This window comes from Aquabacterium sp. NJ1 (genome assembly GCF_000768065.1).
Lineage (GTDB): Bacteria > Pseudomonadota > Gammaproteobacteria > Burkholderiales > Burkholderiaceae_C > Aquabacterium.
This window is the reverse complement of sequence record NZ_JRKM01000001.1, coordinates 702,723-728,872: the sequence shown is the minus strand read 5'-3', so window position 1 is coordinate 728,872 and position 26,150 is coordinate 702,723. Positions and strand designations below refer to the sequence as shown.

At 64.4% G+C, this 26,150-nt stretch carries 19 protein-coding genes; 7 read left to right on the top strand and 12 right to left on the bottom strand.

Going from position 1 to position 26,150, the window contains the following annotated elements:
• Nucleotides 1-225: 225 nt before the first annotated feature.
• From glnA to JY96_RS03080, 5 genes are all read left to right on the top strand, one after another.
• Nucleotides 226-1,644 carry a type I glutamate--ammonia ligase gene (glnA, locus tag JY96_RS03100; protein WP_035034856.1) on the top strand — a complete coding sequence of 473 codons (1,419 nt, stop codon included), beginning with the start codon at nt 226-228 and terminating at the stop codon, nt 1,642-1,644.
• Nucleotides 1,645-1,921: 277 nt separating this feature from the next.
• Complete coding sequence (locus JY96_RS03095) at nt 1,922-2,440, top strand: hypothetical protein (protein WP_052162882.1); 519 nt, start codon at nt 1,922-1,924, stop codon at nt 2,438-2,440.
• A 52-nt stretch (nt 2,441-2,492) separates the two neighbouring features.
• Nucleotides 2,493-3,626 (top strand): nitrogen regulation protein NR(II), encoded by a 1,134-nt coding sequence (gene glnL / locus JY96_RS03090; protein WP_255352654.1) that lies wholly within the window; start codon nt 2,493-2,495, stop codon nt 3,624-3,626.
• 53 nt (nt 3,627-3,679) lie between these two features.
• Nucleotides 3,680-5,338: a nitrogen regulation protein NR(I) gene (ntrC, locus tag JY96_RS03085; protein WP_035034854.1), complete on the top strand. Its 1,659-nt coding sequence runs from the start codon at nt 3,680-3,682 to the stop codon at nt 5,336-5,338.
• Nucleotides 5,339-5,435: 97 nt separating this feature from the next.
• Nucleotides 5,436-5,945: a hypothetical protein gene (locus JY96_RS03080; protein ID WP_035034851.1), complete on the top strand. Its 510-nt coding sequence runs from the start codon at nt 5,436-5,438 to the stop codon at nt 5,943-5,945.
• A gap of 32 nt (nt 5,946-5,977) precedes the next feature.
• Here JY96_RS03080 and JY96_RS03075 read toward each other — a convergent pair whose 3' ends face one another.
• The 7 genes from JY96_RS03075 to JY96_RS03045 form a co-directional block, all read right to left on the bottom strand.
• Nucleotides 5,978-7,126, bottom strand: a complete 1,149-nt coding sequence (locus JY96_RS03075; protein ID WP_035034848.1) for an ABC transporter permease — start codon at nt 7,124-7,126, stop codon at nt 5,978-5,980.
• On the bottom strand, nt 7,107-8,033 hold the full coding sequence (locus JY96_RS03070) for an ABC transporter ATP-binding protein (protein WP_035034839.1): 927 nt from the start codon (nt 8,031-8,033) through the stop codon (nt 7,107-7,109). The genes JY96_RS03075 and JY96_RS03070 overlap by 20 nt, the downstream gene beginning before the upstream one ends.
• The gene (locus JY96_RS03065; protein WP_052162079.1) at nt 8,030-8,992 is read right to left on the bottom strand and encodes an HlyD family secretion protein; all 963 of its coding nucleotides are present in this window, start codon (nt 8,990-8,992) and stop codon (nt 8,030-8,032) included. Before JY96_RS03065 ends, JY96_RS03070 begins: the two co-directional genes overlap by 4 nt.
• A 57-nt stretch (nt 8,993-9,049) precedes the next feature.
• Entirely contained in the window at nt 9,050-10,849 is a 1,800-nt protein-coding gene (ftsH, locus tag JY96_RS03060) for an ATP-dependent zinc metalloprotease FtsH (RefSeq protein WP_035040989.1), read from the bottom strand.
• A gap of 109 nt (nt 10,850-10,958) precedes the next feature.
• Nucleotides 10,959-12,089, bottom strand: coding sequence for an ABC transporter permease (locus tag JY96_RS03055; protein ID WP_035034837.1), 1,131 nt, complete (start codon nt 12,087-12,089; stop codon nt 10,959-10,961).
• Nucleotides 12,090-12,105: 16 nt separating this feature from the next.
• The gene (gene rbbA, locus JY96_RS03050) at nt 12,106-14,886 is read right to left on the bottom strand and encodes a ribosome-associated ATPase/putative transporter RbbA (RefSeq protein WP_035034834.1); all 2,781 of its coding nucleotides are present in this window, start codon (nt 14,884-14,886) and stop codon (nt 12,106-12,108) included.
• Entirely contained in the window at nt 14,883-16,004 is a 1,122-nt protein-coding gene (locus JY96_RS03045) for an HlyD family secretion protein (protein ID WP_081960993.1), read from the bottom strand. Before JY96_RS03045 ends, rbbA begins: the two co-directional genes overlap by 4 nt.
• 234 nt (nt 16,005-16,238) lie before the next feature.
• On the opposite strand from JY96_RS03045, the gene JY96_RS03040 reads away from it, so the two are divergent.
• Nucleotides 16,239-19,052 (top strand): pitrilysin family protein, encoded by a 2,814-nt coding sequence (locus JY96_RS03040; RefSeq protein WP_235333841.1) that lies wholly within the window; start codon nt 16,239-16,241, stop codon nt 19,050-19,052.
• Between the two features lie 51 nt (nt 19,053-19,103).
• Here the strand turns inward: JY96_RS03040 and JY96_RS03035 are convergent, their stop codons facing one another.
• The 5 genes from JY96_RS03035 to JY96_RS03015 form a co-directional block, all read right to left on the bottom strand.
• Complete coding sequence (locus JY96_RS03035) at nt 19,104-19,445, bottom strand: H-NS family nucleoid-associated regulatory protein (protein ID WP_035034831.1); 342 nt, start codon at nt 19,443-19,445, stop codon at nt 19,104-19,106.
• Between the two features lie 280 nt (nt 19,446-19,725).
• A complete protein-coding gene (mltB, locus tag JY96_RS03030) occupies nt 19,726-20,808 on the bottom strand; it encodes a lytic murein transglycosylase B (RefSeq protein WP_081961566.1) in 1,083 nt (360 codons plus the stop codon).
• A gap of 172 nt (nt 20,809-20,980) precedes the next feature.
• Nucleotides 20,981-23,089, bottom strand: coding sequence for a DUF3488 and transglutaminase-like domain-containing protein (locus JY96_RS03025; protein ID WP_052162076.1), 2,109 nt, complete (start codon nt 23,087-23,089; stop codon nt 20,981-20,983).
• On the bottom strand, nt 23,086-24,192 hold the full coding sequence (locus JY96_RS03020; protein ID WP_081960992.1) for a DUF58 domain-containing protein: 1,107 nt from the start codon (nt 24,190-24,192) through the stop codon (nt 23,086-23,088). The genes JY96_RS03025 and JY96_RS03020 overlap by 4 nt, the downstream gene beginning before the upstream one ends.
• Nucleotides 24,189-25,157: a MoxR family ATPase gene (locus tag JY96_RS03015; RefSeq protein WP_081960991.1), complete on the bottom strand. Its 969-nt coding sequence runs from the start codon at nt 25,155-25,157 to the stop codon at nt 24,189-24,191. Before JY96_RS03015 ends, JY96_RS03020 begins: the two co-directional genes overlap by 4 nt.
• A 49-nt stretch (nt 25,158-25,206) precedes the next feature.
• On the opposite strand from JY96_RS03015, the gene JY96_RS03010 reads away from it, so the two are divergent.
• Nucleotides 25,207-26,142, top strand: coding sequence for a histone deacetylase family protein (locus JY96_RS03010; RefSeq protein WP_035034829.1), 936 nt, complete (start codon nt 25,207-25,209; stop codon nt 26,140-26,142).
• Nucleotides 26,143-26,150: the final 8 nt, after the last annotated feature.

Sequence of the window (26,150 nt, the reverse complement as noted above, 5' to 3'; positions counted from 1 at the left end):
ATTCCACCATTCGCAAGATGGCATGTTCGAGTGCATGGTTAATCGGACGATCTGAACCGCTTCGGTGCGATTTCCCAGGGGCTTACCCGCGCAGGAAATCGCAAAGCTTGATCTGTCATCGCCGTGAGGCACGCTTTCTGCTATTACACTGCGCGCTGTTTCTGATCTGGAAACAGACACAAATTCCTCTTGCATCCACATTACGCCTCTTGCTAGGAGCACCTGATGGCCAACAAGACCGTCGCCGACGTGATGAAGCTCGTGAAGGACAACGAAGTCAAGTTCGTTGACTTCCGCTTCACTGACACCCGTGGCAAAGAACAGCACGTTTCCGTGCCCGTTTCCCATTTCGACGAAGACAAGTTCACCTCGGGCCACGCCTTCGACGGTTCGTCTATCGCTGGCTGGAAGGGTATCGAAGCATCCGACATGCTGCTGATGCCCGATCCCAACACGGCGAATATCGACCCTTTCTTCGAAGAGCCCACCCTGATCCTGTCTTGCGACGTGATCGATCCGCATGACGGCAAGCCCTACGAGCGCGATCCTCGCTCGCTGGCCAAGCGCGCTGAAGCCTACCTGAAGGCTTCGGGCCTGGGCGACACCGCCTACTTCGGTCCGGAACCCGAATTCTTCGTGTTCGACTCGGTCCGCTGGGGCAATGAAATGTCCGGCAGCTTCTTCAAGATCGAATCCGAAGAAGGCGCCTGGAACACCTCCAAGGAATACGAGCACGGCAACTCCGGCTACCGTCCCACCGTCAAGGGCGGCTACTTCCCCGTGCCTCCCGTTGACTCGGGCCAGGACATGCGTTCGGAAATGTGCCTGATCCTCGAATCGCTGGGCATTCCCGTTGAAGTGCACCACCACGAAGTGGCCAACGCTGGCCAGATGGAAATCGGCACGAAGTTCAGCACCCTGACTCAGCGCGCTGACTGGCTGCAACTGCAAAAGTATGTGATCACGAACGTGGCCCATGCTTACGGCAAGACCGCCACCTTCATGCCCAAGCCCATCGTGGGTGACAACGGTTCCGGCATGCACGTTCACCAGTCCATCTGGAAGGACGGCAAGAACCTGTTCGCCGGCGAAGGCTATGCTGGCCTGAGCGAATTCGCCCTGTACTACATCGGCGGCATCATCAAGCACGCTCGTGCCCTGAACGCCATCACCAACCCCGGTACGAACTCGTACAAGCGTCTGGTGCCTGGTTTCGAAGCCCCGGTGAAGCTGGCTTACTCGGCCAAGAACCGCTCCGCCTCGATCCGTATTCCTTACGTCGCGAACCCCAAGGGCCGCCGTATCGAAGCACGTTTCCCCGATCCTTCCGCCAACCCTTACCTGGCTTTCGCAGCCCTGATGATGGCTGGTCTGGACGGCGTGGAAAACAAGATCCATCCGGGCGAAGCCGCCACGAAGGACCTGTACCATCTGCCTCCCGAGGAAGATGCACTGGTGCCGACCGTCTGCCACAGCCTGGATCAGGCTCTGGAATACTTGGACAAGGACCGCGCGTTCCTGACCAAGGGTGGCGTGTTCACCGATTCGTACCTGGACGCCTACATCGAACTGAAGATGCAGGAAGTGACTCGTTTCCGCATGGCCACCCATCCGGTCGAGTACGACATGTACTACGCTCTGTGATCCTTCGGGATGCGGGCATGGCTCTCAGGGGCCAGATCGAAGGGCGACGCAAGTCGCCCTTTTTCGTTTCAGGTGTTGTTTTCTGCGCCGTGAGGCGATGTGGGCGGCCTTCGCTGGCTTGTGCTGTTGACTGCCTCCCGTGGCTTGAGTGCATACTGCCTGTCAGATTTCGGGTGCGGCACCCGAGGTACTTCATTGGATCAACATGACGGATATGGCTAATCACCTACCTGTGGCTGAATCGGGTCGGGGCACGTCTGGGCGTTCTGGCTGGTTGATGGGCCTGGCAACGGCTGGCGTGCTGCTCCTGGCCCAGTCGCCCGCACATGCCGAGGACAAGCCGGTTTACCGCTGCCCCGGCAACCTGTACACCGATGCACTGAGCGCCAAAGAGGCCGCGGCCAAGGGCTGCAAGACGCTCGATGGCGCGCCCATCACGGTGATCCAGTCCGTGATCCCCAAGGGCGGGGCGCGTTCAGCGCCATCGTCTGGCAGCGGTGCCGCCGGTGAGAAGGTGTCCAGCGACGACCAGAAGGCGCGCGATGCCGATCGCCGCAAGATCCTGGAGGCCGAGCTTCGCAAGGAAGAAGAGGCCTTGGCCGCGCTGCAAAAGGAATACAACAACGGGCAGCCCGATCGCAAGGGCGACGAGCGCAACTTCCAGAAGTACCAGGACCGCGTCAACGAGATGAAGGCCGCCATCACGCGCAAGGAGGCCGATGTGGCCGCCCTCAAGCGTGAGTTGGGCAACCTGGGTAGTGCCGGTAGCGCACCGGCTGGCAAGCCTGCGCAGTAAGCGCTTGTGCCGAGCCGCAGCCATGTGCAGGTTCGGCAGATGAGGTTTCGGGATGATGGCGAGCAAATCGGTGGCGCCGGGCAAGGGTGCCAGGCGCGGGGTTGCGAGCGGGGCGCAGGAGGCGTCCACGCCGTACGCGGCATTTGATTACCTGGCTACCATGGTGGCGGTGGTCGAGTCGGGCGGGCAATGTTTGTTCGCCAACGCCGTGTTCGAGGAGGTGCTGGGCCTGTCGCGGCGCAGCGTGATGCGTGAGTCCATCTTCGACTGGTTTGTGGACCCGACCCTGCTGCGGGACATCGTCACGGCCGTGGCGCGCAACGAGTTCGCCACCAGCCGCCTGCAGGCCGAGCTCAAGCGGCATCAGCATGTGCTGGCGGGCGACCCGCTGCCGGTTCAGGTCATCGTGACCCGGATGGACCATACGGCGCACGTGCTGATCGAGCTGGTTGAAATCGAGCAGCAGACCCGGCAGGAGCGCGAGGAGCGCGCGCTGGACCAGGCACAGGCCAACAAGGAGCTCATCCGCAACCTGGCGCACGAGATCAAGAACCCGCTGGGTGGCATCCGTGGCGCGGCGCAGTTGCTGCAGATGGAGTTGGAGTCCAAGTCGCTGACCGAGTACACGCAGGTCATCATCCACGAGGCGGATCGTTTGCAGTTGCTGGTGGACCGGCTGCTGGCGCCGCACCGCCGCCCGCACCTGGTCGGCGACGTCAACATCCACGAGGTGTGTGAGCGGGTGCGCTCGCTGATCCTGGCGGAGTTCCCCAAGGGGCTGCGGGTCCAGCGGGACTACGACACCTCCCTGCCTGAATTCCGCGGTGACCGCGAGCAACTGATCCAGGCCGTGTTGAACATTGCGCACAATGCAGCGCAGGCTTTGTCGGATCGCATTGCCGCAGGTGACGCCTTGCTGATCCTGCGTACCCGCGTGGCGCGCAGGGTGACGATCAACCGCCATTCGCATCGCCTGGCATTGGTCTTGCATATTGAGGACAACGGCCCGGGCATACCGGAGGCCATCCGCGATCGCATTTTTTACCCGCTGGTGTCGGGGCGCGAGGGTGGTTCCGGCCTGGGTCTGACTTTGGCGCAAACCTTCGTTCAACAGCATCAAGGCACCATCGAATGCGAAAGCGAGCCGGGACGCACGGTATTCAAAATATTGATACCTTTGCCGTGACGCCGGCCGTCGCTTCCGTATCCGGTTCGGGATGCCATCCACACTAGGCCAGCATGAAACCCATCTGGATCGTTGACGACGACCAATCCATCCGCTTTGTGCTTGAAAAGGCACTGACCCGCGAGAACCTGCCGGTCCGCGTGTTCACCAACCCCCGCGATGTCCTGGCGGCGCTCGACGACGACGAGCCGCAGGTGCTGGTGTCTGACATCCGCATGCCCGGTGGCTCGGGCATTGACCTGCTGTCCAAAGTGAAGGCGCGCCTGCCGGGGCTGCCCGTCATCATCATGACGGCCTACTCGGATCTGGACAGTGCCGTGTCGGCCTTCCAGGGCGGTGCGTTCGAGTACCTGCCCAAGCCTTTCGACTTGCCCAAGGCGGTTGAGTTGATCCGCCGCGCCGTGGACGAGAGCGTGCGCGAAGAGGTGATCGACGAGCGCGTGACACAGATGCCCGAGATGCTGGGCCAGGCCCCGGCGATGCAGGATGTGTTTCGTGCCATTGGCCGCCTCAGCCAGAGCAATGTGACGGTGCTGATCACCGGCGAATCCGGGGCGGGCAAGGAGCTGGTGGCGCGCGCGCTGCACAAGCACAGCCCCCGTGGCAACGGGCCCTTCGTGGCCATCAACACCGCGGCCATCCCCAAGGACTTGCTGGAATCCGAACTGTTCGGCCATGAGCGCGGCGCCTTCACCGGTGCGCAGACCATGCGCCGTGGCCGCTTCGAGCAGGCCGATGGCGGCACCTTGTTCCTCGATGAAATCGGGGACATGCCGTTTGATCTGCAGACGCGTTTGCTGCGTGTGCTCAGCGATGGCCAGTTCTACCGCGTGGGCGGCCACCACCCGCTCAAGAGCAATGTGCGTGTGATCGCCGCCACCCACCAGAACCTGGAGGACCGCGTCCGCCAGGGTGTGTTCCGCGAGGACTTGTTCCACCGCCTGAACGTGATCCGCCTGCGCCTGCCGGCCCTGCGCGAGCGCCGCGAGGACATCCCCACGCTGGCGCGCTTCTTCCTGCAAAAGAGCGCCAAGGACCTGGGCGTGGAGGCCAAGCGGATCTCCGAGCAGGCCCTGGCCCGGCTGGCTGGTTTTGACTTCCCTGGCAACGTTCGCCAGCTGGAGAACATCTGCCATTGGCTGACAGTGATGGCGCCCGCCCAGGTGATCGAGACCAAGGACCTGCCGCCCGAGTTGCTGGACGACAAGTCACTGATTTCGCCGATGGCCGTGTTGCCGGATGCGCCAATGTCGGAGGCGGCTGCGCCTGCGGCTTCGGTGGTGTCGCACGTGGAACCGGCGCGTTTGCCGGTGGATGCCTGGACTGCGCCGGTCGGTGAGCCGATGGCCTATTCGGCGCCCAGCTCTGCGGGTAATGGTGCGCCATTTGGTTCGGCGATGCCAGCCAGCCCGGTGCCATCTGCCTATGGCGCTCCGGCGGGCGTTTCGTCGCCCGGGGATTCGGGTGCGCCTGCGGCGGGCCTGGCTTCGGGTGCCCCGTCCTGGCTCAAGGATCTGGAGCGCGATGCCCGTTCTCGCCTGGAGTCCGGCCAGCCGGATGTGTGGGATGTGCTGACCCGCCAGTTCGAGGCCAGCCTGATCCACACGGCGCTGGATCTCACCCGTGGTCGCCGGATTGAAGCGGCACAAAAGCTGGGCATCGGGCGCAACACGATCACGCGCAAGATCCAGGAACTGGGCATCGACGACTGACGCGGTTTTGCTTTACACAAGCCTCACGCGACTGCGCTACAGTGCCGGGATAGGGCGTCATCGAGATGCCCGGTTCGTGTACTGAAGCGAGGCTTTTATGAAGCAAGTTATGCAGGTGACCCTGAAGTCGGTTGCCGCCGTGTCTCTGTGTGTGCTGGCCGCCTGTTCCACCACCAGCCCCGATGTGATCAAGCCCGAGAACGCCCAGCGCATGTCTCAGGTTGAAGACGCCGTGGTGCTCAACGTGCGGCCGGTCGTGATCGAAGGCAGCCAGAGCGGCGCCGGTGCCGTGACCGGTGGCGTGCTGGGTGGTGCGGCCGGTATGGGCGCCTCCAGCAACAACCGCAGTTCGGCCATGATCGGCGTGGCCGGTGCCGTGGTGGGCGCGGTGGTCGGTAACGCCGTGGAGCGTTTCGGCACGCGTGAAGACGCCATCGAGATCCTGCTGCAGACGGCCAATGGCCAGCGCCGCTCGATCGTGCAGGCTAAGGGCAACGAAACCTTCAACCCCGGTGACGCCGTCATCCTGGTGACCACCGGCGGCAAGACCCGCGTGATGCTGGCACCCAAGGTGGCTGCGCCTTCGGCGGCGTCGGTACCCAGGTAAATCCGGCGCTCGATCCGGCTTGCTGGTGGGGATCAGTCCAGCGTCTGGCGGTAGCGCCGCATCGCCAAGCCGCCCACCAGCAAGATGAACAAGGCCATGGGCCACAGTTCGTGCCCGACATCGGCCAGGGTCGAACCCTTGAGCATGACGCCTCGAACCACGCGCAGGAAGTGCGTGACGGGCAGGCATTCACCCAGCCATTGCGCCCACCTCGGCATGCCCCGGAACGGGAACATGAAGCCCGAAAGCATGATGTTGGGCAGGAAGAAAAAGATGGCCATCTGCATGGCCTGGAGCTGTGTGCGCGCGACCGTGGAAAACAGGAAGCCCACCACCAGCGTGGCGATGATGAAGACCAGCACAGCGCCGGCGAGCAACAGGTAGCTGCCGAACATCGGCACATCGAACAACACGCGCGAGGCGATGTAGATCATCGAGACCTGCACGTAGCCGATCACCACGTAGGGCAGGATCTTGCCCATCATGACCTCGATGGGTTTGACGGGCGTGGCCAGCAGGTTTTCCAGGGTGCCGCGCTCGCGCTCTCGCGTCATGGCCATGGCCGTCATCATCACCAGGGTCATGACCAGGATGATGCCCATCAGGCCTGGCACCACGTTGTAGGCGGTGATGCCCTCGGGGTTGTAGCGGCGGTGCACGCGCAGCTCGAAGGGTGGCTGCGTGCTGCGCAGGTGCGCCAGCGGGCCGCGCAGTTCCGTCTGCAGGGCCTGGGCGGGCAACTGGTTGAGCGCCGAGATGGCGCCACCCGAGGTGGATGGGTCGCTGGCATCGCCATACACGGCGATGACCGGGTGCTCGCCGCGCAACAGCTTGCGGCTGAAGTCCGAGGGCAACACGATGGCGAACTGCACCAGGCCTTCGCTGATCTGGCGTTCCGCTTCGGTTTCGCTGACAACGGCCTGGATGTCGAAATAGCCCGTGTTTTCGATGGCGCGGATCACGCTGCGGCTCAAGGGGCCGTTGTCGGTGGCGGCGATGACGGTGGGCAGGTGCTTGGGGTCGCCATTGATGGCGTAGCCAAACAAGATGAGTTGGATCAGCGGGATGCCGATCAGCATGGCCAGGGTGAGGCGGTCACGCTTGAGTTGCACGAACTCCTTGCGCAGCACCGCCCACACACGCCGCCAGGACAAGGCCTTGTCAGAAATTGTCTTGTGCATGGCGGCTCAGGTGGATGAAGACGTCTTCAAGGCCGGTGGGGATGCTGCGAACCTGCCAGGGGTGCCCGGGCGCGACGCTGGTCAGCCAGTCGCCGAAGTCCTGGCCTTCGGTGCTGCTGACATGGATCTCGCTGCCAAAGGGCACGGCCATCCAGTGCGGGTGCTCGGCTGTCAGGCTGATGATGCGGTCCAGTTGCGGCCCGGTCACCTCCCAGGTCTGCAGCATCGAGTCGGCGATCACCTCTTGGGTCGTGCCAGCGGTGAGCAGCTTGCCGTAGGAGATGTAGGCCAGGCGGTGGCAGCGCTCGGCCTCGTCCATGTAGTGTGTGCTGACCAGCACGGTCAGGCCCTCTGCGGCCAGCAGGTGGATCTGGTGCCAGAAGTCGCGGCGGGCTTTGGGGTCCACGCCGGCGGTCGGTTCATCAAGCAGCAACAACTCGGGCTCATGCAGCAGGCAGGCGGCGAGCGCCAGCCGCTGCTTCCAGCCGCCAGACAAGGAGCCGGCCAGTTGCGCGCGTCGCTCGTACAGGCCCAGCCGCTCCAGCGTCTGGCGGACCAGCTCGCCTTCCTTGGGCATGTCGTACACCTCGGCGATGAAACGCAGGTTTTCTTCGATCGACAGGTCTTCGTACAGGCCGAATTTCTGCGTCATGTAGCCGGTGCGCAGCTTGATCTGGCGCGACTGGCTGAGCAGGTCGAAGCCCAGGCAGTGGCCCTGGCCGGCGCTGGGTTGCAGCAGGCCGCACAGCATGCGGATGGTGGTGGTCTTGCCGCTGCCGTTGGGGCCCAGGAAACCGCAGATCTCGCCGCGGCGTACCTGGATGTCGATGCCGTCCACCACGGTGCGGCCATCAAACTGCTTGCTCAGGCCACGCACATCGATGGCGAGGTCGGTTGCGCTGTTCATGAGGCAAAGCGCACGGTCAGTGGCTGGCCGGGTTTGAGTGGCGAGGCCTGGCCACCCTGCGGCGTGGCTTCGATCATGAAGACCAGTTTGTCCTTGCTTTCGTTGCTGTAGATCACCGGTGGGGTGAACTCCGCCTGCGGGGAGATGTAGCTGATGCGGGCCTGGCCTGGGCTGCAACCGTCGCATTGGTACTGGACGACCTTGCCGACACTCGCCTTGGCCAGATCAGCTTGAGGCACGAAGAAGCGGACCTTGACGCCGTGGTCAGGCAGCAGGGCCACCACCGGGGCGCCCGGGGCCACCCATTCGCCCTGGCGGTACAGCACGTCGAACACGATGGCGTTGACCGGCGCGCTGCGGGCCTTCTGCGTTTCGGCCCAGGCGGACTGCGAAACCTGGGCGCGTGCCGCCTGTACCTCGGCCTTGGCCGCCTGGATGGTGTCGGGGCGTGAAGCTTCGCGTGCGAGTGCCAGTTGCGCTTCCAGTTCTTTCACGCGTGCGGCATCACGGGTCTGCGTGGCTTGCAGTTCGTCCATCTGGGCGGCGGATACGAAACCCTGGCGTATGAGTTCGCGTTGGCGCTTGAGCTGTGCGGTGGACGTGTCACGCGCAGCCCTGGCCTGAACCAGTTGCGCCTGGATGGCGGCGATTTCCTCGCGCCTTCGCCCCTTGCTGAGGTCGGCCAACTGGGCGTTGGCGCGGTTTTGCTGGGCCATGGCGGCTTGCCGGTTGTACGTCTCTGCGCTGGCATCGACCTGAAACAGCGCCGTGCCTTGGGTGACGTGGTCCCCGCGTTGCACGTGCAGATCCTGCAAAACACCGCCGCCCGATGGCGCGATGTAGATGAGATCGGCCTCCGCGTAGCCAGAGAACGGCACGGGGCCTTCGGGCTTGCATGCCGACAGCAGGCCAAGCAGGAGCAGGCCAGCGATGGACTGGATGAACTTGTCATGGGTCATGACTGGATACCGGGTGCAAGGTGATGGTGCTGACGGGACGCGCGGAGCTCGCAGTCTTCAGGCTGGCAGTGTGCGAGCAGAAGCCGCCAGTGGGGCGAGTTCCGCCTCGGTGAGGGTTTCTCGCTCCAGCAGCAGGCGCGCACCTTGTTCCAGCAAGGTGCGCCTCGCCTGCAGACCTTCGGTGGCCCGGGTGAACGCGCCGTCGATCAGTTGCCGCACGGCTTCGTCGATGTGGCGGGCGGTGTCTTCGCTGTAGTTGCGCTCGGAGCCGAACTGCGGCATCTGGGCCAGGAAGGGCGTACGTTGCCGCTCGTAAGCCACCTGGCCGAGCTCACCTGACATGCCCAGGCGGGTGACCATGTCCAGCGCGATGTCGGTGGCTTTGGCCAGGTCGTCGGCGGCGCCGCTGGAGACTTCGCCCAGCACGAGTTGCTCGGCCGCGCGGCCGCCCAGCAGCACGGTCATGCGGTTTTCCAGCTCCGTGCGTGTGCTCAGAAAGCGGTCTTCCGTGGGACGCTGGATGGTGTAGCCCAGGGCACCGATGCCACGCGGGATGATGGAGATCTTGTGAACCGGGTCGGCTCCCGGCAAAGCCATGGCCAGCAGGGCGTGCCCCATCTCGTGGTACGCCACGGTTTCGCGTTCGCGTGGGCTGAGCACGCGGTTGCGCTTCTCGATGCCGGCCACGATACGCTCGACCGCCTCGTTGAAATCGCGTGCCTCGACAGCATCGGCGCGCCGGCGTGTGGCCAGCAGCGCCGCCTCGTTGACGAGGTTGGCCAGGTCGGCCCCTGCAAAGCCTGGCGTGAGTCCGGCGATGGTGTCGGGGTTCACGTCCGAGGCCGTGGTGACTTTCTTGAGATGCACGCGCAGGATGTCGATGCGGCCTTTGCGGTCGGGTCGATCAACCAGCACCTGGCGGTCAAAGCGGCCGGCACGCAGCAGGGCAGGGTCCAGCACCTCGGGGCGGTTGGTGGCTGCCAGGATCACCACGCCGACGCTGGCGTCAAAGCCATCCATCTCGGACAGCAACTGGTCCAGCGTCTGCTCCTTTTCGTCGTGGCCGCCGCTCAAGGGGCCCGCCCCGCGCGCGCGGCCCAGGGCATCCAGCTCATCAATGAAGATGATGGCCGGCGCCGCCTGGCGGGCCTGCTCGAACAGGTCGCGCACACGGGCCGCGCCCACGCCCACGAACATCTCGACGAATTCCGAACCACTGATGGAGAAGAAGGGCACGCCCGCTTCACCTGCCATCGCGCGGGCCAGCATGGTCTTGCCGGTGCCGGGCGGGCCGATCAGCAAGATGCCTTTGGGCATGCGTGCACCCAGGCGCCCATACGACTTCGGGTTCTTGAGGAAGTCCACGGATTCGCGCAGTTCGTCCTTGGCTTCGTCCACGCCGGCCACGTCTTCAAAGTGCACGCTGACATCGGTTTCGGCATAGACCCGCGCGCGGCTCTTGCCCACGGTCATCATGCCGCCCAGCCCGCCCAGCCCACCGTCTTTCATCATCTTGCGCGCCAGCAGGTTCCACAGCCCGAACATGAGCAGCACGGGCAGCACCCAGGACAACACATCGTGCACGATGGTGTTCTCGATCACGCCCTCGAAACGCACATTGTGGGCGGCCAGGTCCTTGGCCAGTTCGGGCTCGACGCGGTTGGTGACGAAGCGTTGGCGCCCGTCTGCCAGCGGCTTCTTGAGTTCGCCCTCGATGGTGTTGCTGCCGATGCGGATGGAGGCCACATCACCGCTTTGCAGGTGCTGCACGAACTCGCTGTAGGGCATGGGCTGCACCTGGGCGTTGTTGACCCACAGGTCGCGTACCCACAGCACGGTCAGCAGGATGAGGGCCAGGCCCCAGGGGCTGACCGGCCAGGATTTGTCGTTGCCACCATGGCCGTTTTGCCTGCCATTGCCGGCGCCATTGTTCGGTGCAGTCGGACGAGTGAACAAGTTGATGCCCTCAGCTTTGCATGCGGCCCACAGCGGCACGGAACCGGCGCAGCGAGCCGGTGAAGAACACGGCGCCAATGAGCGCAATGGCTGCGAACTGCGGCCACACGATGCTCAGATCCGCACCCCGGTAGAGGATAGCCTGTGCGAAGCTCACGAAGTGCGTGGTGGGCGCGCCCAGCATGATGAAACGCACCACCTCTGGCATGCTTTCGCTGGGGGTCATGCCACCCGAGAGCATTTCCAGCGGCAGCAGCACCAGGATCATCAACAAGCCCAGTTGTGGCATGGAGCGCGCCACGGTGCCCAGGTAGATGCCCATGGAGGTGGTGGCAAACAGGTGCAGGGCGCAGCCTGCCATGAACAGCCCGATCGAACCGGTGACCGGCATGGCCAGCGCGCCGCGCAATACAAAGTGCACGGCCAGCCCGGTGGCCAGCAGCACCACCGCGCCCATGGCCCAGACCTTGGCCAGCATGATCTCGACCGGTTTGAGTGGCAACACCAGCAGGTGTTCGATGGTGCCGTGTTCGCGCTCGCGGATCAAGGCTGCCCCCGTCAGGATGATGGACAGCATGGTCACGTTGTTGATGAGCTCCATCACGCCCATGAACCAGGTGTTGTCCAGGGCGGGGTTGAAGCGCATGCGCATGGCCAGGTCCAAGGCAGGCGTGCTGACGCTGCGCTCGCGTTGCACGAACTCGGCGATCTCGCCCAGGGCGATGCTCTGGATGTAGCCTGAGCCCAGAAAGGCCTGGCTCATCTGGGTGGCGTCCACATTGAGCTGGATGGAGGGCGACTTGCCTGCCAGCACATCGCGCTGGAAATCCGGCGGTATGTCCATCACGAAGGTGTAGCGGCCGGCGTCCATGCCCGGGTCCATGTCGGGCAGGCCGATGGGGCTGGGCTTCATGAACGTGGGTGGGTAGAACGCGTTGACGATGCGTTGCGACAGGGTGGACTGGTCTTCATCGACCACGGCCATGGGCGCACGGTGCAGGCGGTCAGGGGCGCCCTTGGCGGCGGTGTAGAGCGCGCCCGAGAAGGCCCAGATCACGAACAGCAAGAGCAGGCGGTCGCGCCACAGGCTGCGCAACTCCTTGACGCCGAGGTTGAAGACATTGGCCAGTGATCGCTGCATGGGTGTCATGGCGGGCTCACTTGTCCTGCTTCTTGAGCAGGGCCACGCTGACGATGGTCAGCACGGGGATGGCGAGTGCCAGCGGCACGAAGTAGGGCCACAACTCGGCAAAGCCCAGTGCCTTGGAATACGTGCCGCGGCTGATGATCAGGAAGGGGCCGGTGGGGTAGATGCGGCCCAGCACGGCCGCGAAGCCTTCCAGCGACGACACCGGGTTGATGATCCCCGAGAACTGGATGGCGGGCAGCATGGTGGCCAGCGAGGTGCCGAAGATGGCGGCGATCTGGCTGCCCGTGAAGGTGGACATGAACAGGCCCAGGCCTGTGGAGGCCGTGACGTAGAGCAGGGCGCCGATGGTGAGCGTGAGCAGGCTGCCCTTGAGCGGCACCCCAAAACCCCACACCGCCATGGCCGTCATCAAGGCGAAGCTGACCATGGCGGTGCCGATGTAGGGCAGTTGTTTGCCCAGCAGGAACTCCAGCTTGGTGACGGGTGTGACATACAGGTTGATGATGGAGCCCAGCTCCTTTTCGCGCACCACGCCCAGCGCCGTCAGCATGGCCGGGATGAAGATGAGCAGAATGGGGATCACCGCCGGCACCATGGCGTACAGGCTCTTGACATCGGGGTTGTAGCGGTAACGGATCTCAACCTGGGCCAAGGGTGGCGTGGCCTGGCCGTGCAGCGCCGCTTGTTCGCTCAGGTAGCCTGCGTGCAGACCTTGCACGTAGCCGGCCACGGTTTCAGCGCGTTGGGGCATGGCGCCATCCACCCACACGCCGATGCTGGTGGGGCGCCCGCGCTGCAGGTCGGCCGCAAAGCCGGGCGGGATCTCCACGGCGAGGCTCAACTCGCCCGTGCGCATGCGCCGGTCCAGGTCGGCATCGCTCTGAATCGGGGGCTGCTCCAGGAAGTAGGGCGAGCCGGCGATGTTGAGCACGTAGTCGCGGCTGACCGAGGTCTGGTCGCGGTCCAGCACGGCAAAGCGCAGGTCCTGCACGTCCATGCTGATGCCGTAGCCCATGATGATCATCAACAAGGCGGTGCCCAGCAGCGCGAGCGTCAGGCGGATGGGGTCGCGGCGCAGCTCCAGCGACTCGCGGTGGGCGTAGCTCAGCAGGCGGGCCAGGCTGAATCGTTTGGCGCGTTGGTGGTGGGTGCCTGCCTTCGGAGGCACATTCAATGGCGTGCCTGATGGCGCATGTGGTTCAACCACCTGTTCCTGATGTGTCACATCGGTAGCGGCCTCGGGTTGGCTCGCTGCATCAACAGCCTGAGCTTGCTCCAGCAGCGCGATGAAGGTCTCTTCCAGGCTGTGGTGCCCATGCTGATGCATCAGCTCGCCGGGCGTGCCGCTGGCCAGCACGCGCCCGGCATGCATCAGCGAAATGCGGTCGCAGCGTTGGGCCTCATTCATGAAGTGCGTCGAGATGAACAGGGTGACGCCGTCCTCGCGTGACAGCCGGATCATCAGCTCCCAGAAGCGGTCGCGCGCGATCGGGTCCACGCCCGAGGTGGGCTCGTCCAGGATCAGCATGTCGGGCTGGTGCACCACGGCCACAGCCAGCGACAAGCGTTGGCGCACGCCCAAGGGCAGCTTCTCGGGTAGCTCGCTGGCCACGCCCTCCAGATCAAAGCGTTGCAGCATGGCGCGCACGCGTTCAGCCCTTTGCTCAACGGGCACATGGAACAGCTTGGCGTGCAGCTCCAGGTTCTGGATCACCGTCAGCTCGCTGTACAGCGAGAAGCCCTGCGACATATAGCCCACGCGCTGGCGCACAGCCAGGTCATTGGCGTCCACTGGGCGACCAAACAGCGAAGCCGAGCCCTCCGTGGCAGGCAGCAGGCCGGTGAGCATCTTCATGGTCGTGGTCTTGCCGCAGCCATTGGAGCCCAGGAAACCAAAGATCTCGCCCTTGTGGATGGACAGGTCGACATGGTCCACGGCCGTGAAGTCGCCAAAGCGGCAGGTCAGGCCCTGGGCCTCAATGGCGATGTCGCCATCACGGCCAGTGCGCGGCGGTACCACCAGCGCATGGTGGCCTTCCCGACGCTGCGCGGGCAGGAACTGGATGAAGGCCGACTCCAGGTCATCACAGCCCGTGCGCTGCAACAACTCGGCAGGGCTGCCTGTGGCGAGCACACGCCCCGCGTCCATGGCCACCAGGTGGTCAAAGCGCTGGGCCTCTTCCATGTAGGCCGTGGCGATCAGCACGCTCATGCCGGGCTGGCGTTGGCGGATGCGCTCGATCAGCTCCCAGAACTGGCGGCGCGACAGTGGGTCCACACCTGTGGTGGGCTCGTCCAGGATCAGCAGGTCCGGGTCATGGATCAGGGCGCAGCACAAGCCCAGCTTCTGCTTCATCCCGCCAGACAGCTTGCCGGCAGGGCGGTCGGCAAAGGGCGCCAGGCCGGTGCTGGTGAGCAGTTCATGGATGCGCGCGGCGCGTTCGCGTTCACTGTGGCCAAACAGCCGGCCAAAAAAGTCCACGTTCTCGCGCACGGACAGCGTGGCGTACAGGTTCTTGCCCAGGCCTTGGGGCATGTAGGCAATGCGCGGGCAGATCTCGCGGCGCTGCGAGGCCTTGGCCATGTCCTGCCCCAGCACCTGGATGTGCCCGGCCTGGATCTGGCGTGCACCTGCCAGCAGGGCCAGCAGCGTGGATTTGCCCACGCCATCGGGCCCGATCAGGCCGACCATGCAGCCCGCCGGGATGGACAGGGTGACGTCATCCAGCGCCTTGACCCGCTTGTAGGCGTGGGTCAGCGATTGGATGTGGGCAACCACCTGGGTCACGGTGCGCTGCTCGGCTTGTCGTAGGCCTGGGCGGGCAGGGCGATGGCCAGTTTGTCGGGCCAGGGCGTGTCAGGCTGAACGCGCACGTAAGCCATGCCGGGCATGCCGGTCTTGACCTGCTGGCGGTAGCGCTCCAGCAGGGCGCGGTCGATCTGCGCCTTGACCTTGAAGACCAGCTTCTGGCGTTCGGCCGTGGTCTCGACCGTCTTGGGCGTGAACTGCGCCACGCTGGCGACGAAAGACACCTTGGCGGGGATCACGTACTGGGGCGCGGCGTCCAGCACCAGGCGCACCTCGCTGCCAATGGCCAGGCGGCCTGCCGCGGTTTCGGGCAGGAAGAAGGTCATGTAGACATCGCCCACGTCCACCAGCGACACCACACGGCCGCCGGCCCCCAGCACCTCACCAGCCTGGGCCGCCAGCACCTGCACGCGACCGGGGCGGGGCGCGCGCAGCACCGTGTCATTGAGGTCGGCTTGAATTCGCGCGAGCGCAGCCTGGGCGGTCGCGATGGCGGATTCCGCTTCCACCACTTGCGACTTGGTCGCCACGATGGCGGAACGCGCCTCCGCCACCTGCGACTGTGCCGCGCTCAGGCCCGCCTTGGCGCTGGCCAACTGGGCCTGTGCCTCATCGAGCTTCTGGGGCGACACGAAACCCTTGTTGATCAACTCCTGCGTGCGCTGCAACTGCTTGGTCGCCAGATTCACCTCGGCCTGGCGTTGGGCCACCACGGCAGAGGCGGTGTTCACCGCTTGTTCACGTTGCGCCAGCACGGCCGTGGCGGTGGCCTTGCCGTTTTCGGCCTGCTTGACCTGGGCCTGGGCGCGCTGCAGATCGGCGTCCAGTGTGGCGGTGTCCATGCGGGCGATCACCTGGCCCTCGGTGACATCGTCGCCTTCCTTGACCAGCAACTCTTTCAGTCGGCCTGAAGTGCGGGTGGCCACGTCGATGTCGGTGGCTTCGATGCGGCCATTCCCGCTGGCGATGCTGGCAGGCAGGCCTTGCGGCTTGAGCCGGTTCCAGGCCAGGAAGGCGCCAAGGGCCAAAGCGGCCAGTACGATGCCGACCAGGCCTTTGCGCAGCATGGATGTCCGGGAATCGGTGGATTGGGTCATGCGGGGCCCGCGTGGGGTAGGTGAACGCGGAGAGAGTGTAGAGAACGCTGTTTTTTACCATGCATCAAGCGGGCCAGCGATGACATCGCACAAAGCCTGGTGAGGTGTGGCTGCGTCACGCGCCAGCCCTTCAGGGCGCATCCGCAACGGAACCTTTACACAGGCCGCCTACACTCAGTGAAGCTGAGTCTCATCCTGGGCCTTTTCTGCTGCCCATCGCCAAACGAACAAACCATGACTTCATCCCAAAACGTTTCTCGTTTTCGTCAGTCACCCCGTTTCGTGGTGAGCGTGCTGGCCATGCTGGTCGCGTCCACGCTGGCCATGCCAGGTCAAGCGGCGCCCGTGGCACCCAAGGCCCAGGCGGCTTCCAGCAAGGCCGTGGCCGTCAGCGCCGCGCCCACCCTGGTGACCTCGGTCGAAGGCATCACCGAATACCGGCTGGCCAACGGCCTGCAAGTCCTGTTGATCCCGGACGATTCCAAGCCGACCACCACCGTCAACGTGACCTATCGCGTGGGCTCGCGCCACGAAAGTTACGGCGAAACCGGCATGGCCCACTTGCTGGAACACCTCATGTTCAAAGGCTCGCCCAAATATCCGCAGGTCTGGGCCGAATTCAACAAGCGCGGCTTCAATGCCAACGGCAGCACCTGGTACGACCGCACCAACTATTTCGCCAGCTTCGCCGCCAATGACGACAACCTGCGCTGGTACCTGAACTGGCAGGCTGACGCCATGGTGCACAGCTTCATCGCCCGCAAGGACCTGGACAGTGAAATGACCGTGGTCCGCAACGAGATGGAAATGGGTGAAAACGACCCTGGCCGCATCCTTATGGAGAAGACTGTCTCGGCCATGTACCAGTGGCACAACTACGGCAAGTCCACCATTGGTGCCCGTGCGGACGTCGAAGGCGTGGACATCAGCCATCTGCAGGCTTTCTACCACCGCTACTACCAGCCGGACAACGCCACCCTGATCGTGTCGGGCAAGTTCGACCCGGCCAAGGCGCTGCCCTGGATTCAGCAGGCCTTTGGCGCCATCCCCAAGCCCACACGCAGCTTGCCCCATCTCTACACGCTGGACCCGGTGCAAGACGGTGAGCGCGCCGTGACCCTGCGTCGCGTGGGTGGCGTGCCGCTCTTGTACGCGGGCTACCACGTGATGCCGGGTGCACACCCCGACTACGCAGCGGTGGAGTTGCTCTCGGTGATCCTGGGTGACACGCCCTCGGGCCGCCTGCACAAGGCGCTGACCGAGAAGCAACTGGCCGCTGGTGTCTTCGCCTTCTCGGAAGGCCTGGCCGATCCTGGTTTCATCCTGCTGGGGGCGCAACTTTCCCCCCAACAAGATGCGGCCGTGTCCAGCAAGGCCATGCTCGACGTGATCGAGTCTTCGCTCAAGCAGACGCCCATCACCCAAGAGGAACTGGACCGCGCCAAGGCCAAGTGGCTCAAATCGTGGGACATGGGCTTCTCCGACCCGCAGCGCATCGGGGTGGCCTTGTCCGAGTCGGTGGCCCAGGGCGACTGGCGCCTGTTTTTCCTGACGCGTGACCGCATCAAATCGGCTTCGCTGGCTGATGTCCAGCGAGTGGCGAACCAGGTATTCGTGTCCTCCAACCGGACGCTGGGCCAATACGTGCCTACCGCCACGCCTGAGCGTGCTCCCCAGCCCGAACGCGTGAATGTGGCTGACATGTTCAAGGACTTCAAGGCGCAAGGCGCGCAGGCCAAGGCCGAGGCCTTTGATGCCAGCCCCGCCAACATCGATGCACGCACGCAGCGCTTTGCCTTGCCTTCGGGCATGAAGGTGGCGCTGCTGGCCAAATCCACACGCGGCCAGGCGGTCAAGGCCAGCCTGACGCTGCGTTACGGTGACGAGAAGTCGCTCGCGAACTGGGGCGAGGCACCGGCTGCCCTGGCCGCCTTGCTGGACAAGGGCACGACCAGCCTGAACCGCCAGCAATTGCAAGACAAGCTTGATGCCCTGCAGGCCGAGGTGAGCTTCAACGCCGCGCCAGGGCAATTGATCGTCAACCTGGCGACCCGCCGCGAGCACCTGCCGGCCGTGGTGGCCCTGGTGGCCGATGTCTTGCGCCATCCTGCCCTGCCAGCCGATGGCCTGGAAGAGGTGCGCCATCAGGCCTTGGCCGCGCTGGAAGAGCAGAGCAAGGAGCCTGAAGCCGTGCTGGCCGAAGCCATCGCCCGACACGGCAACCCTTACCCCGTGGGGGATGTGCGCTATGCCCGCACCTTTGCCGAAACCGAAGCGGACTGGAAGGGCGTGCAGATCGACCGCGTGCGTGCCTTCCACAACACCTTCCTGGCGGCCAACCATGCGCAGTTCGCGGCCGTGGGTGATCTGGATGCCAACGCCGTGAAACAGGCGCTGCAGGCTGGTTTTGGCGATTGGCGTAATGACCAGCCATTTGCACGCGTACCCGACCCACTGATCAAGGTGCCGCCTGCCCGCATGGTGCTGCAAACACCGGACAAACAAAATGCAGCCATGTCCGTGACCCTGCCGGTGCCTTTGAGCGACCGCGATCCGGATTACGCCGCATTCATGCTGGCCAATCATTTGCTCGGCGCTGGCGGGGATTCCCGCTTGTGGAATCGCATTCGTGAAAAGGAAGGCCTGTCCTACAGCGTCTACAGTTCGGTCAACTGGAACCCGATCGAGCAGCATTCGGAATGGACGGCATCGGCCATCTTCGCGCCACAGAATCGGGACAAGGTGGAGGCCGCGTTCAAGGAAGAGATCAACCGGGCTTTGACACAGGGCTTCACGCAAGCCGAGTTTGAATCGGGCAAGCGTGGTTTGCTGAATTTCCGCCGATTGAGCCGGGCGCAAGATGCACGTCTGGCCGCGGGCTGGGTCAGCAACCTTTACCTTGATCGCACATTCGCGCTGGCGGCCCAGGTTGACGCAAGGCTGGAATCCCTGACGCTGGATCAGGTCAATCAGGCCCTGAAGCGGTATCTCAAGCCCGAACAGTTTGTATTGGGTCTTGCAGGTGATTTCAAACCTGCCAAGCCCTGAACAATAAAAAAGGCCGGTTGCGAGACCGGCCTTTTTGTTTCAATCTGAAATTCAGATCGCGAAATCTTCGAGTTTCTTGCCCGAAGCGATGGCAGCTTGAACCCACTTGGGTTGCAGGCCACGGCCCGTCCACGTTTCGCCGGTCTGGGCGTTGCGGTACTTGGGGGCCACCTTGCGGCCAGCCGAAGCGCTACCACCAGCACCTGCTGCGGGCTTGCCGGGCTTGAGGCCCAGGTCAGCCACTGTCAGGCCATGCTCGGCCAGCAGGGATTTGATTTGAGCAATCACGCCAGCACGTTCAGCGCGACGCGCGTCCTGAAGTTGCTTTTCCAGATCTGCCGCCTGCTTTTCGAGCGCGGCCTTCTGTGCGAGAAGCTCTTGGTAGTTGCTCATGTGGTGTCCTTTATGGCCCGGGTATCAAGGGCAATGAATACTTATTGGAAGATGCCAACAGTCGACATGCCTGGCCCGTTCATGCTTTGAACGCCCGGGCGTCAACTTGCACGAATTCTAAACACAAAATAAATGTCGGTGCAAACTGAATATGTGGGCATCGGTAAAGCCCCGCACGCTCGTTGCTGTATATGGCGTGAAACGTGCACGCTTTGCGCTGTCCGCCATTCAATGCTTCAGGGGCTGTTTTCCGGCCTGGAATTTCAGAGAACACACGCAGTCAATTTGATCGTGCGGCCTCGCGGGATACGGCTTCGCCCAGTTGAATCACGGCCATGGCGTAATAGCTGGACTGGTTGTAGCGCGTGATGGCGTAGAAATTGGATGTGCCGGCAACCAGTGTTGGTGCCTCGCTGCCGTTTTGCAAAAGCACCAGGGCCAGTTGGCCGGGGTGATTTTGTCCACTGGCTGACAATGCGGCTCCCAGCCCTTGCATGTCAGCGGCAGAGAAACTGGGCACGATATCGGGCGCCAGCAATTTGGCCAGGGCTTGATCGTCTTGCGGTGGCTTGATATCGAAATAGGCGGGCCACTCGGGTTGCCAGCCGTGCTCGGCCAAGTAGTGGGCCACGCTGCCAATGGCGTCGACCGGGCTGCGCAGCAGGTCAATGTGGCCGTCGGCATCAAAGTCCACCGCGTAACGCCGGATCGAACTGGGCATGAATTGCGGTAAACCGATCGCGCCGGCGTAAGAGCCCAGCACGGTGTCGGGTTCCAGTTGCTGTTCCTGGCACAGTTTCAGGAACTGGCCCAGTTCGGTCTTGAAAAAGGCACTGCGGTCACTTCGGCCTTTGGGGAAGTCCAGCGTCAAGGTGGTGAGCACGTCCAGCACGCGGAAATTGCCAGTCTGTCGGCCATAGATGGTTTCCACGCCCAGAACCCCTGCGACGATGCTGGCCGGCACGCCATAGGTGGCCTCTGCGCGTTTGAGGTCGCCCTCATGACGACGGTAGAAACTGACGCCAGCCCGGATGCGGATGGGCTCGACAAACCGGCTGCGGTACACACCCCAGTTCTTGGCCGTGCCGGCGGCAGCGGGCATCATGAGCTTGGCCACGCTTTCCTTGTAGCGGGCTTTGGACAGCGCTTCCCAGACCCAGGCTTCATTGAGCTCCTGCGCCTGGGCCAGTTCATGGGCCAGCTGCCTGGCGTCCTCGCGGGCCGCATAGCCGTCGGGCGAGGGGTTGCCTTGCAACGGCCGGGTGCTCAGCACAGCGTTGTCAGGCACGGCGGTGGGCCTGGCGGTGGCAGACAGGCCTTCTTCTGGTGTCGCCTCGACAGCTTGCGCGGGCAGGTCGGACATGCTCAACGAGGGCAAGGAGCCCGGTGTTGGCACTGGGGGCTTGCTGCCGCATGCCGCCAGGAACGCACACAAGGTGGCGGCGATCACACCGCGGTGGCAAAAAATGATGGTGGCTTGGGGCACCGCAGGCATGTTCAAAGAGGGCGCGGGATGCGCATGAAGCTGGATGAGCCTAGTTTGCCCGATCCCGTCGCCTGATCGCGCGCCACTGTTGCGCCTGTTGCTGAATCGTTTGAATCAAGGCCGATCGCTGCTGGCGGGCTTCGCGTGTGCTGCCTTGATGCGGTGCGTAGCGCAGCGCATCGAGCTGCTGCAGTGCGTTGATCAGCGCCTGTTGTACCGGCTGCAGCGCGCCAGGTGCGTCAACGCGCTCGATGCGTGCGGCCCAGCTCATGGCCGGTGCCGGCATCGGGCTGGCGTCGGGTGGCGGCAGCCCGGCCGATTGCAGCGCCCGGTGCACACGCATCAGCGGCCGTCTCCACGGCGTGCGAGGGGTGCGTGGCCGCGTCCACCACAACCAGCCGATGCCCAGCAAGCTGGTGCACATGATCACGATGCCGCACAGCCTGACCAGGTCCATCCAGTTCGGCGAGGGCATGCCCCAGTCCTTGAGCAGCTGCATCTGGCGGTGGCGCGAGTACTGCAGCACCCAGACGTTCCAGCGGTGGTTGGTCGCGTCCAGGTAGTCGCGCATGCGGCCCCAGGCCGCCGGGTTGATGCTGGACAAGGCGTTTTGCAGCGGGCCGCGGTTGCCGATCGACTGGCGCGGGCGCTCGATGCGTTCCGGCGCCACGGCTGCGGTCGGGTCCACGCGCACCCAGCCTTCGCCCGGTTGCCAGAACTCGGCCCAGGCATGTGCGTCGCTGTTGCGGACCACAAACAGGCCATCCACCGGGTTGATTTCGGCGCCTTGAAAACCGGTGACCACGCGGCTGGGGATGCCCATGGCCCGCATGATGACCACGTAGGCTGTTGCGTAGTGTTCGCAAAAGCCTTCGCGGGTGTCGAACCAGAAGTGGTCAATCAGGTCGCGCACCGGTCTGCCCTGGGCATCGGTGCCGTCGTCTCCTGGGGTCATGGTGTAGCGGTAGGCACCTTGGCGGATGTGGGTCAACACCGCGTTGGAGAGGCCTCTTGGGTCGGCCGTGTTGAGCTCAGGGCGTTGAAGTAGCGCTTGTGCCCAGGCCAGGGTGCGGGGGTTGAGGCCTCCAGGCAGCTGCAGCCAGGGCTGAAGCAGCGGCGTACCCAGCTTGGGGCCATGCGTGATGCTGAGCCAGGCTTGCGCGTCGATCTGCGTACGGTCCGCCAGGGATTGCGACGTTGTCCAGTTCAAGCCCTCGCGTTCAAGACGAGGTTCGGTGAGCGGTGGTGTCGGGCCTGCCATCAAGGTGCCGTCCAGCAGCGGTACCGTGTTGACTTTGCTGGGCTCCAGCGTGATCTGGTAGCGGGTGCCCGGCCCGATGGGCGTGGGCGGGAAGACTTCGTCCACGCTGACCGATTCCGGGCTCCGCGGGCGGGCCACCCAGTTGCGGCCATCAAAGTAGTCCAGCACCGGCCCCCTGAAATACAACTTGGCCGTGACGGGGGGGGTGTCAATGAACTTCACGCGCATGGCCACCGAGTCATCCTGGGCCAGTTCGGCCACGTGTCCGAGCTTGATGCGATCGGACAGCCCGGTTCGCGGGCCAGCGTCGGCGGGCACGCTCCAAAGCGGCCCCAGGCGGGGGAACAGGATATACAGGGCCAGCATCAGCGGGATGCCCATGAGCACGCAACGCCACGCGATCTTGACCGCAGACCAGATGCTGGGTCGGCCCATGGGCCTTTGCGCCAGCACCAGCGAGGTCAGCATGCCCATCAGCACGACGAGCATCAGCGCCGCGATGAACAGGCTTTGCGAGTACAGAAACTGGGTCAGGATCAGGAAAAAGCCCAGCGAGGTCACCACGAAGGCATCCCGGCGGGCCCGCAGTTCCAGGGTCTTGAGCCCGGCCAGCAAACAGACCAGCGTGATCCCCGCTTCACGGCCAAACAGCGTGTGAAAGGTCCAGACCGTCATGCCCATGCCGACAGCCAGGCAAACCAGCAAGATCCAGCGCGGGGGCAGGGGGGCGTCGCGCCAGGCCAGCCGGGCCCGGATGACGATGGCCAGCCCTGTGCTGACGGATGACCACAAGGGCAGGCGCGGCAGGTGCGGCAGGATGCTGAGTGCGAGCACGGCCAGCAACAGCAGGTTGTCGCGGCCTTCCCGGCTGATGGCGGTGGCGCTGAGCCGCTTCATGCAGCCCCCTGCGGCCGGCCTTGATCAGCGCCAGCGGGCGCCCAGACGGCCAGGGTATCCAGGCAATGGCGCAGGTGGTGCGGCCCGGCGTTGCAGGGCAGGGTGACGCCAGGCAGGCGCAAGCCATAAACCGGGCCTTGTGCCGAAGCCTGTTGCTCCGCCTGGATCAACCAACTGGCCAGGCGGGACAAGCGGGCCTCCGCATCCAGGCCGCTCATGCCGGGGCTCTGATCAAAGTCCAGCCAGAGGTCAGGGCTGTGGCCTTGCGCCGGCTCGCGGCTGACCAGGCCCGTCCCGGAGGCCAGTGCGTGGCTGGATTTCTTCCAGGCGATCCAGCGTTGAGGGTCACCTCGGCGATAGTCCCGCAAGCCCTCCGGCATGTCGGTGCTCACCGATGTCGTGCGATGAGACTGCTCGGACGACACCACCCGGTGCTCATGAGGCAGGGTGGGGGCGTGCGGGTCCAGGGCGGGCCAGATCAGGACTTGCGTCTGCGGCAGCCAGTAGGCCCATGCGCGAAACAGGCCCAGCGGGAAGCAGGTGTCGATCGTGATGCGGGGCAGCGTCAACCAGCCGCGCTGGTGCGTGGCCACGTCCACCTCGACCGTGTAGTCGCTGCCCGGGCTGAGTTCGGCGTGCTGGGGTGAGCCAGGGCCTTCCGTGGTGCCTTCGGGCGCCTTGGGGCCCGCCGTGATGCGCAAACCGTAGCGGCCCAGCTTGCGATGCTGGTTGCTCAGGGTGATGCCCACGCGCAGCACCTGGCCGGCGTGCACGCTGCGCAGGGTCAGCAGGCGCAGGTTCACGCCGTGCAGGTTGCCATGCGTCTGGTAGAGCGCCGCCATGGAGGCGCCACCGAGCAGGAAGCTCAGCGCATAGCCCAGGTTGACCTGTTCGTTGATCGAGGCCAGCAGGAGCACGGTGAACACCAGGGCAAAGCTCCAGCCCGCCTTGGTGGGCAGGATGTAGAGATTGCGCTGGTTCAGGGTGAGCTGGTCGCGCCGGGGCAGCCTGGCTTCCCACCAGGCCGACACGCGCTGGCTGATCCCGCTCACGCCGGCTGGCAAGCGGCCACTCGACAGGGGCGCCCGAGTCCGGCTCATCATGGGACGGGTGTGGCCTCCAGCAGGGCGCGGGCCTGGGCCGCGGCGCTGCGGCCCGATTGCGGCAAAGGCATCAGCCGGTGCGCCACAGCGGGTATCCACAGCGCCTGGATGTCTTCTGGCGACACGTGCTGGCGGCCCAGCACCATGGCGCGGGCACGCGCCAGCCGCAGCAACGACAGGCCGGCTCGTGGGCTCAGCCCCAGGGCGAACCAGCGCCCATCCCGGGTGGCCGTGATCAAGGCCTGGAGGTAATCAATCAGGCTGTCGGCCACATGAATCTCGTCCACACGTGCCTGCCATTGTTGCCATTGCGCCGGCGTGATCACCGGTTGCAAAGCCTGCATTGCACTGCGCCGGTCGACGCCGGTGAGCAGGGCGCGCTCGGCAGCCGGATCCGGGTAGCCCAGGGACAGCCGCATTGCAAAACGGTCGAGTTGCGACTCGGGCAAAGGGTGGGTGCCCAGTTGCTCGGACGGGTTTTGCGTGGCGATCACGAAAAACGGGGCAGGCAGGGGGCGGGTTTCGCCTTCGACGGACACCTGCCGCTCTTCCATGGCTTCCAGCAGCGCGCTTTGCGTGCGGGGCCCGGCGCGGTTGATTTCGTCGGCCAGCAGCACCTGGGCAAACACTGGCCCGGGGTGGAACACAAAAGCCTCTTTCTGGCGCTCGTACACGCTCACGCCGATCAGGTCCGAGGGCAGCAGGTCCGAGGTGAACTGGATGCGCGAAAAGCTCAGCCCCAGGCTGCGTGACAGCGCCTGCGACAAGGTCGTTTTGCCCACGCCTGGCACGTCTTCGATCAAAAGATGACCTGAGGCAAGCAGGCAGATCACGCTGAGGGTCACCTGCTCTCGTTTGCCCACAATGATCGTGCTAACCTGATCAATGAGCTGAGTGATTTGCGAGCCCTTGATGGACGTGGCGCCGCCAGTCGGCAGGACGTGGTTCGAGTCGTTTCGCAGCATGACGCGACATTAACTCAAACCCGCATCGCGTGCGGGGCAAAGCTGACCCATGGCAACCGGCTATTTTTCACACACAGACTGCCTGGCCCACGACATGGGGGAAGGGCACCCGGAATGCCCCCAACGCATCAGGGCCATCGAAGATCAACTGCGTGCGCAGGGGCTGGACGTTCTGATGCTCTCGCCCGACGTGCCGCTGGCCAGCAACACCGATCTGGCGCTGGCGCATGACCTCAATTACGTCCTCACGCTGGACGACTTCCTGCAGCAGCTCGAAGCCACTGGGGATACCCGCGCGCTGGATCCGGACACCTGGGCCAGCCCGGGCACACGCGCTGCCACCTGGCGCGCGGCCGGCGCGGCCATTGCCGCCACCGACGCGGTCATCGACGGCAAGCTGGACAACGCCTTTTGCGCCGTGCGCCCGCCTGGCCACCACGCCACCCACAACCAGACCATGGGGTTCTGTTTCTTCAACAACGTGGCCGTGGCTGCGCGCCATGCGCTGGACGTGCGGGGCCTCAAGCGGGTCGCCGTGGTGGATTTCGACGTGCACCATGGCAACGGCACCGAAGACATCCTCGCCGGCGACGACCGCGTGCTGATGGTCGGCCTGTTCCAGCACCCCTTCTACCCGTACAGCGGGGCCGAGTCCCGCGCGGGCAACATGGTCAACATCCCCGTGCCGGCCCGCAGCGACGGCAAGTTGATCCGGGATGTGGTGGAAAGCTACTGGCTGTACCGCCTGGAGGATTTCCAGCCCGAGATGATCTTCATTTCCGCCGGTTTTGATGCGCATCGCGAAGACGACATGGGTGGCCTGGGCATGGTCGAAGCCGATTACGCCTGGATCACGGCGAAAATCATGGAAGTGGCCGGCAAGTACAGCAAGGGGCGCATCGTTTCCTGCCTGGAAGGTGGCTACAACCTCAGTGCGCTGGCCCGCAGTGTGGCGGCGCATGTGCGCACCTTGATCGAAAACTAATACGCATC

Excerpts from the sequence above, each read along its gene's own strand:
- ntrC (WP_035034854.1), top strand. The coding sequence starts at position 3,680 with ATGAAACCCATCTGGATCGTTGACGACGACCAATCCATCCGCTTTGTG.
- JY96_RS03025 (WP_052162076.1), bottom strand. The coding sequence starts at position 23,089 with ATGAAGCGGCTCAGCGCCACCGCCATCAGCCGGGAAGGCCGCGACAAC.
- JY96_RS03070 (WP_035034839.1), bottom strand. The coding sequence starts at position 8,033 with ATGAACAGCGCAACCGACCTCGCCATCGATGTGCGTGGCCTGAGCAAG.
- JY96_RS03015 (WP_081960991.1), bottom strand. The coding sequence starts at position 25,157 with ATGCTGCGAAACGACTCGAACCACGTCCTGCCGACTGGCGGCGCCACG.
- JY96_RS03035 (WP_035034831.1), bottom strand. The coding sequence starts at position 19,445 with ATGAGCAACTACCAAGAGCTTCTCGCACAGAAGGCCGCGCTCGAAAAG.
- mltB (WP_081961566.1), bottom strand. The coding sequence starts at position 20,808 with ATGTCCGACCTGCCCGCGCAAGCTGTCGAGGCGACACCAGAAGAAGGC.
- JY96_RS03040 (WP_235333841.1), top strand. The coding sequence starts at position 16,239 with ATGACTTCATCCCAAAACGTTTCTCGTTTTCGTCAGTCACCCCGTTTC.
- JY96_RS03095 (WP_052162882.1), top strand. The coding sequence starts at position 1,922 with ATGGGCCTGGCAACGGCTGGCGTGCTGCTCCTGGCCCAGTCGCCCGCA.
- JY96_RS03075 (WP_035034848.1), bottom strand. The coding sequence starts at position 7,126 with ATGCACAAGACAATTTCTGACAAGGCCTTGTCCTGGCGGCGTGTGTGG.
- JY96_RS03020 (WP_081960992.1), bottom strand. The coding sequence starts at position 24,192 with ATGATGAGCCGGACTCGGGCGCCCCTGTCGAGTGGCCGCTTGCCAGCC.
- glnL (WP_255352654.1), top strand. The coding sequence starts at position 2,493 with ATGATGGCGAGCAAATCGGTGGCGCCGGGCAAGGGTGCCAGGCGCGGG.
- JY96_RS03080 (WP_035034851.1), top strand. The coding sequence starts at position 5,436 with ATGAAGCAAGTTATGCAGGTGACCCTGAAGTCGGTTGCCGCCGTGTCT.
- JY96_RS03010 (WP_035034829.1), top strand. The coding sequence starts at position 25,207 with ATGGCAACCGGCTATTTTTCACACACAGACTGCCTGGCCCACGACATG.
- JY96_RS03065 (WP_052162079.1), bottom strand. The coding sequence starts at position 8,992 with ATGACCCATGACAAGTTCATCCAGTCCATCGCTGGCCTGCTCCTGCTT.
- JY96_RS03045 (WP_081960993.1), bottom strand. The coding sequence starts at position 16,004 with ATGACCCAATCCACCGATTCCCGGACATCCATGCTGCGCAAAGGCCTG.
- glnA (WP_035034856.1), top strand. The coding sequence starts at position 226 with ATGGCCAACAAGACCGTCGCCGACGTGATGAAGCTCGTGAAGGACAAC.
- JY96_RS03055 (WP_035034837.1), bottom strand. The coding sequence starts at position 12,089 with ATGCAGCGATCACTGGCCAATGTCTTCAACCTCGGCGTCAAGGAGTTG.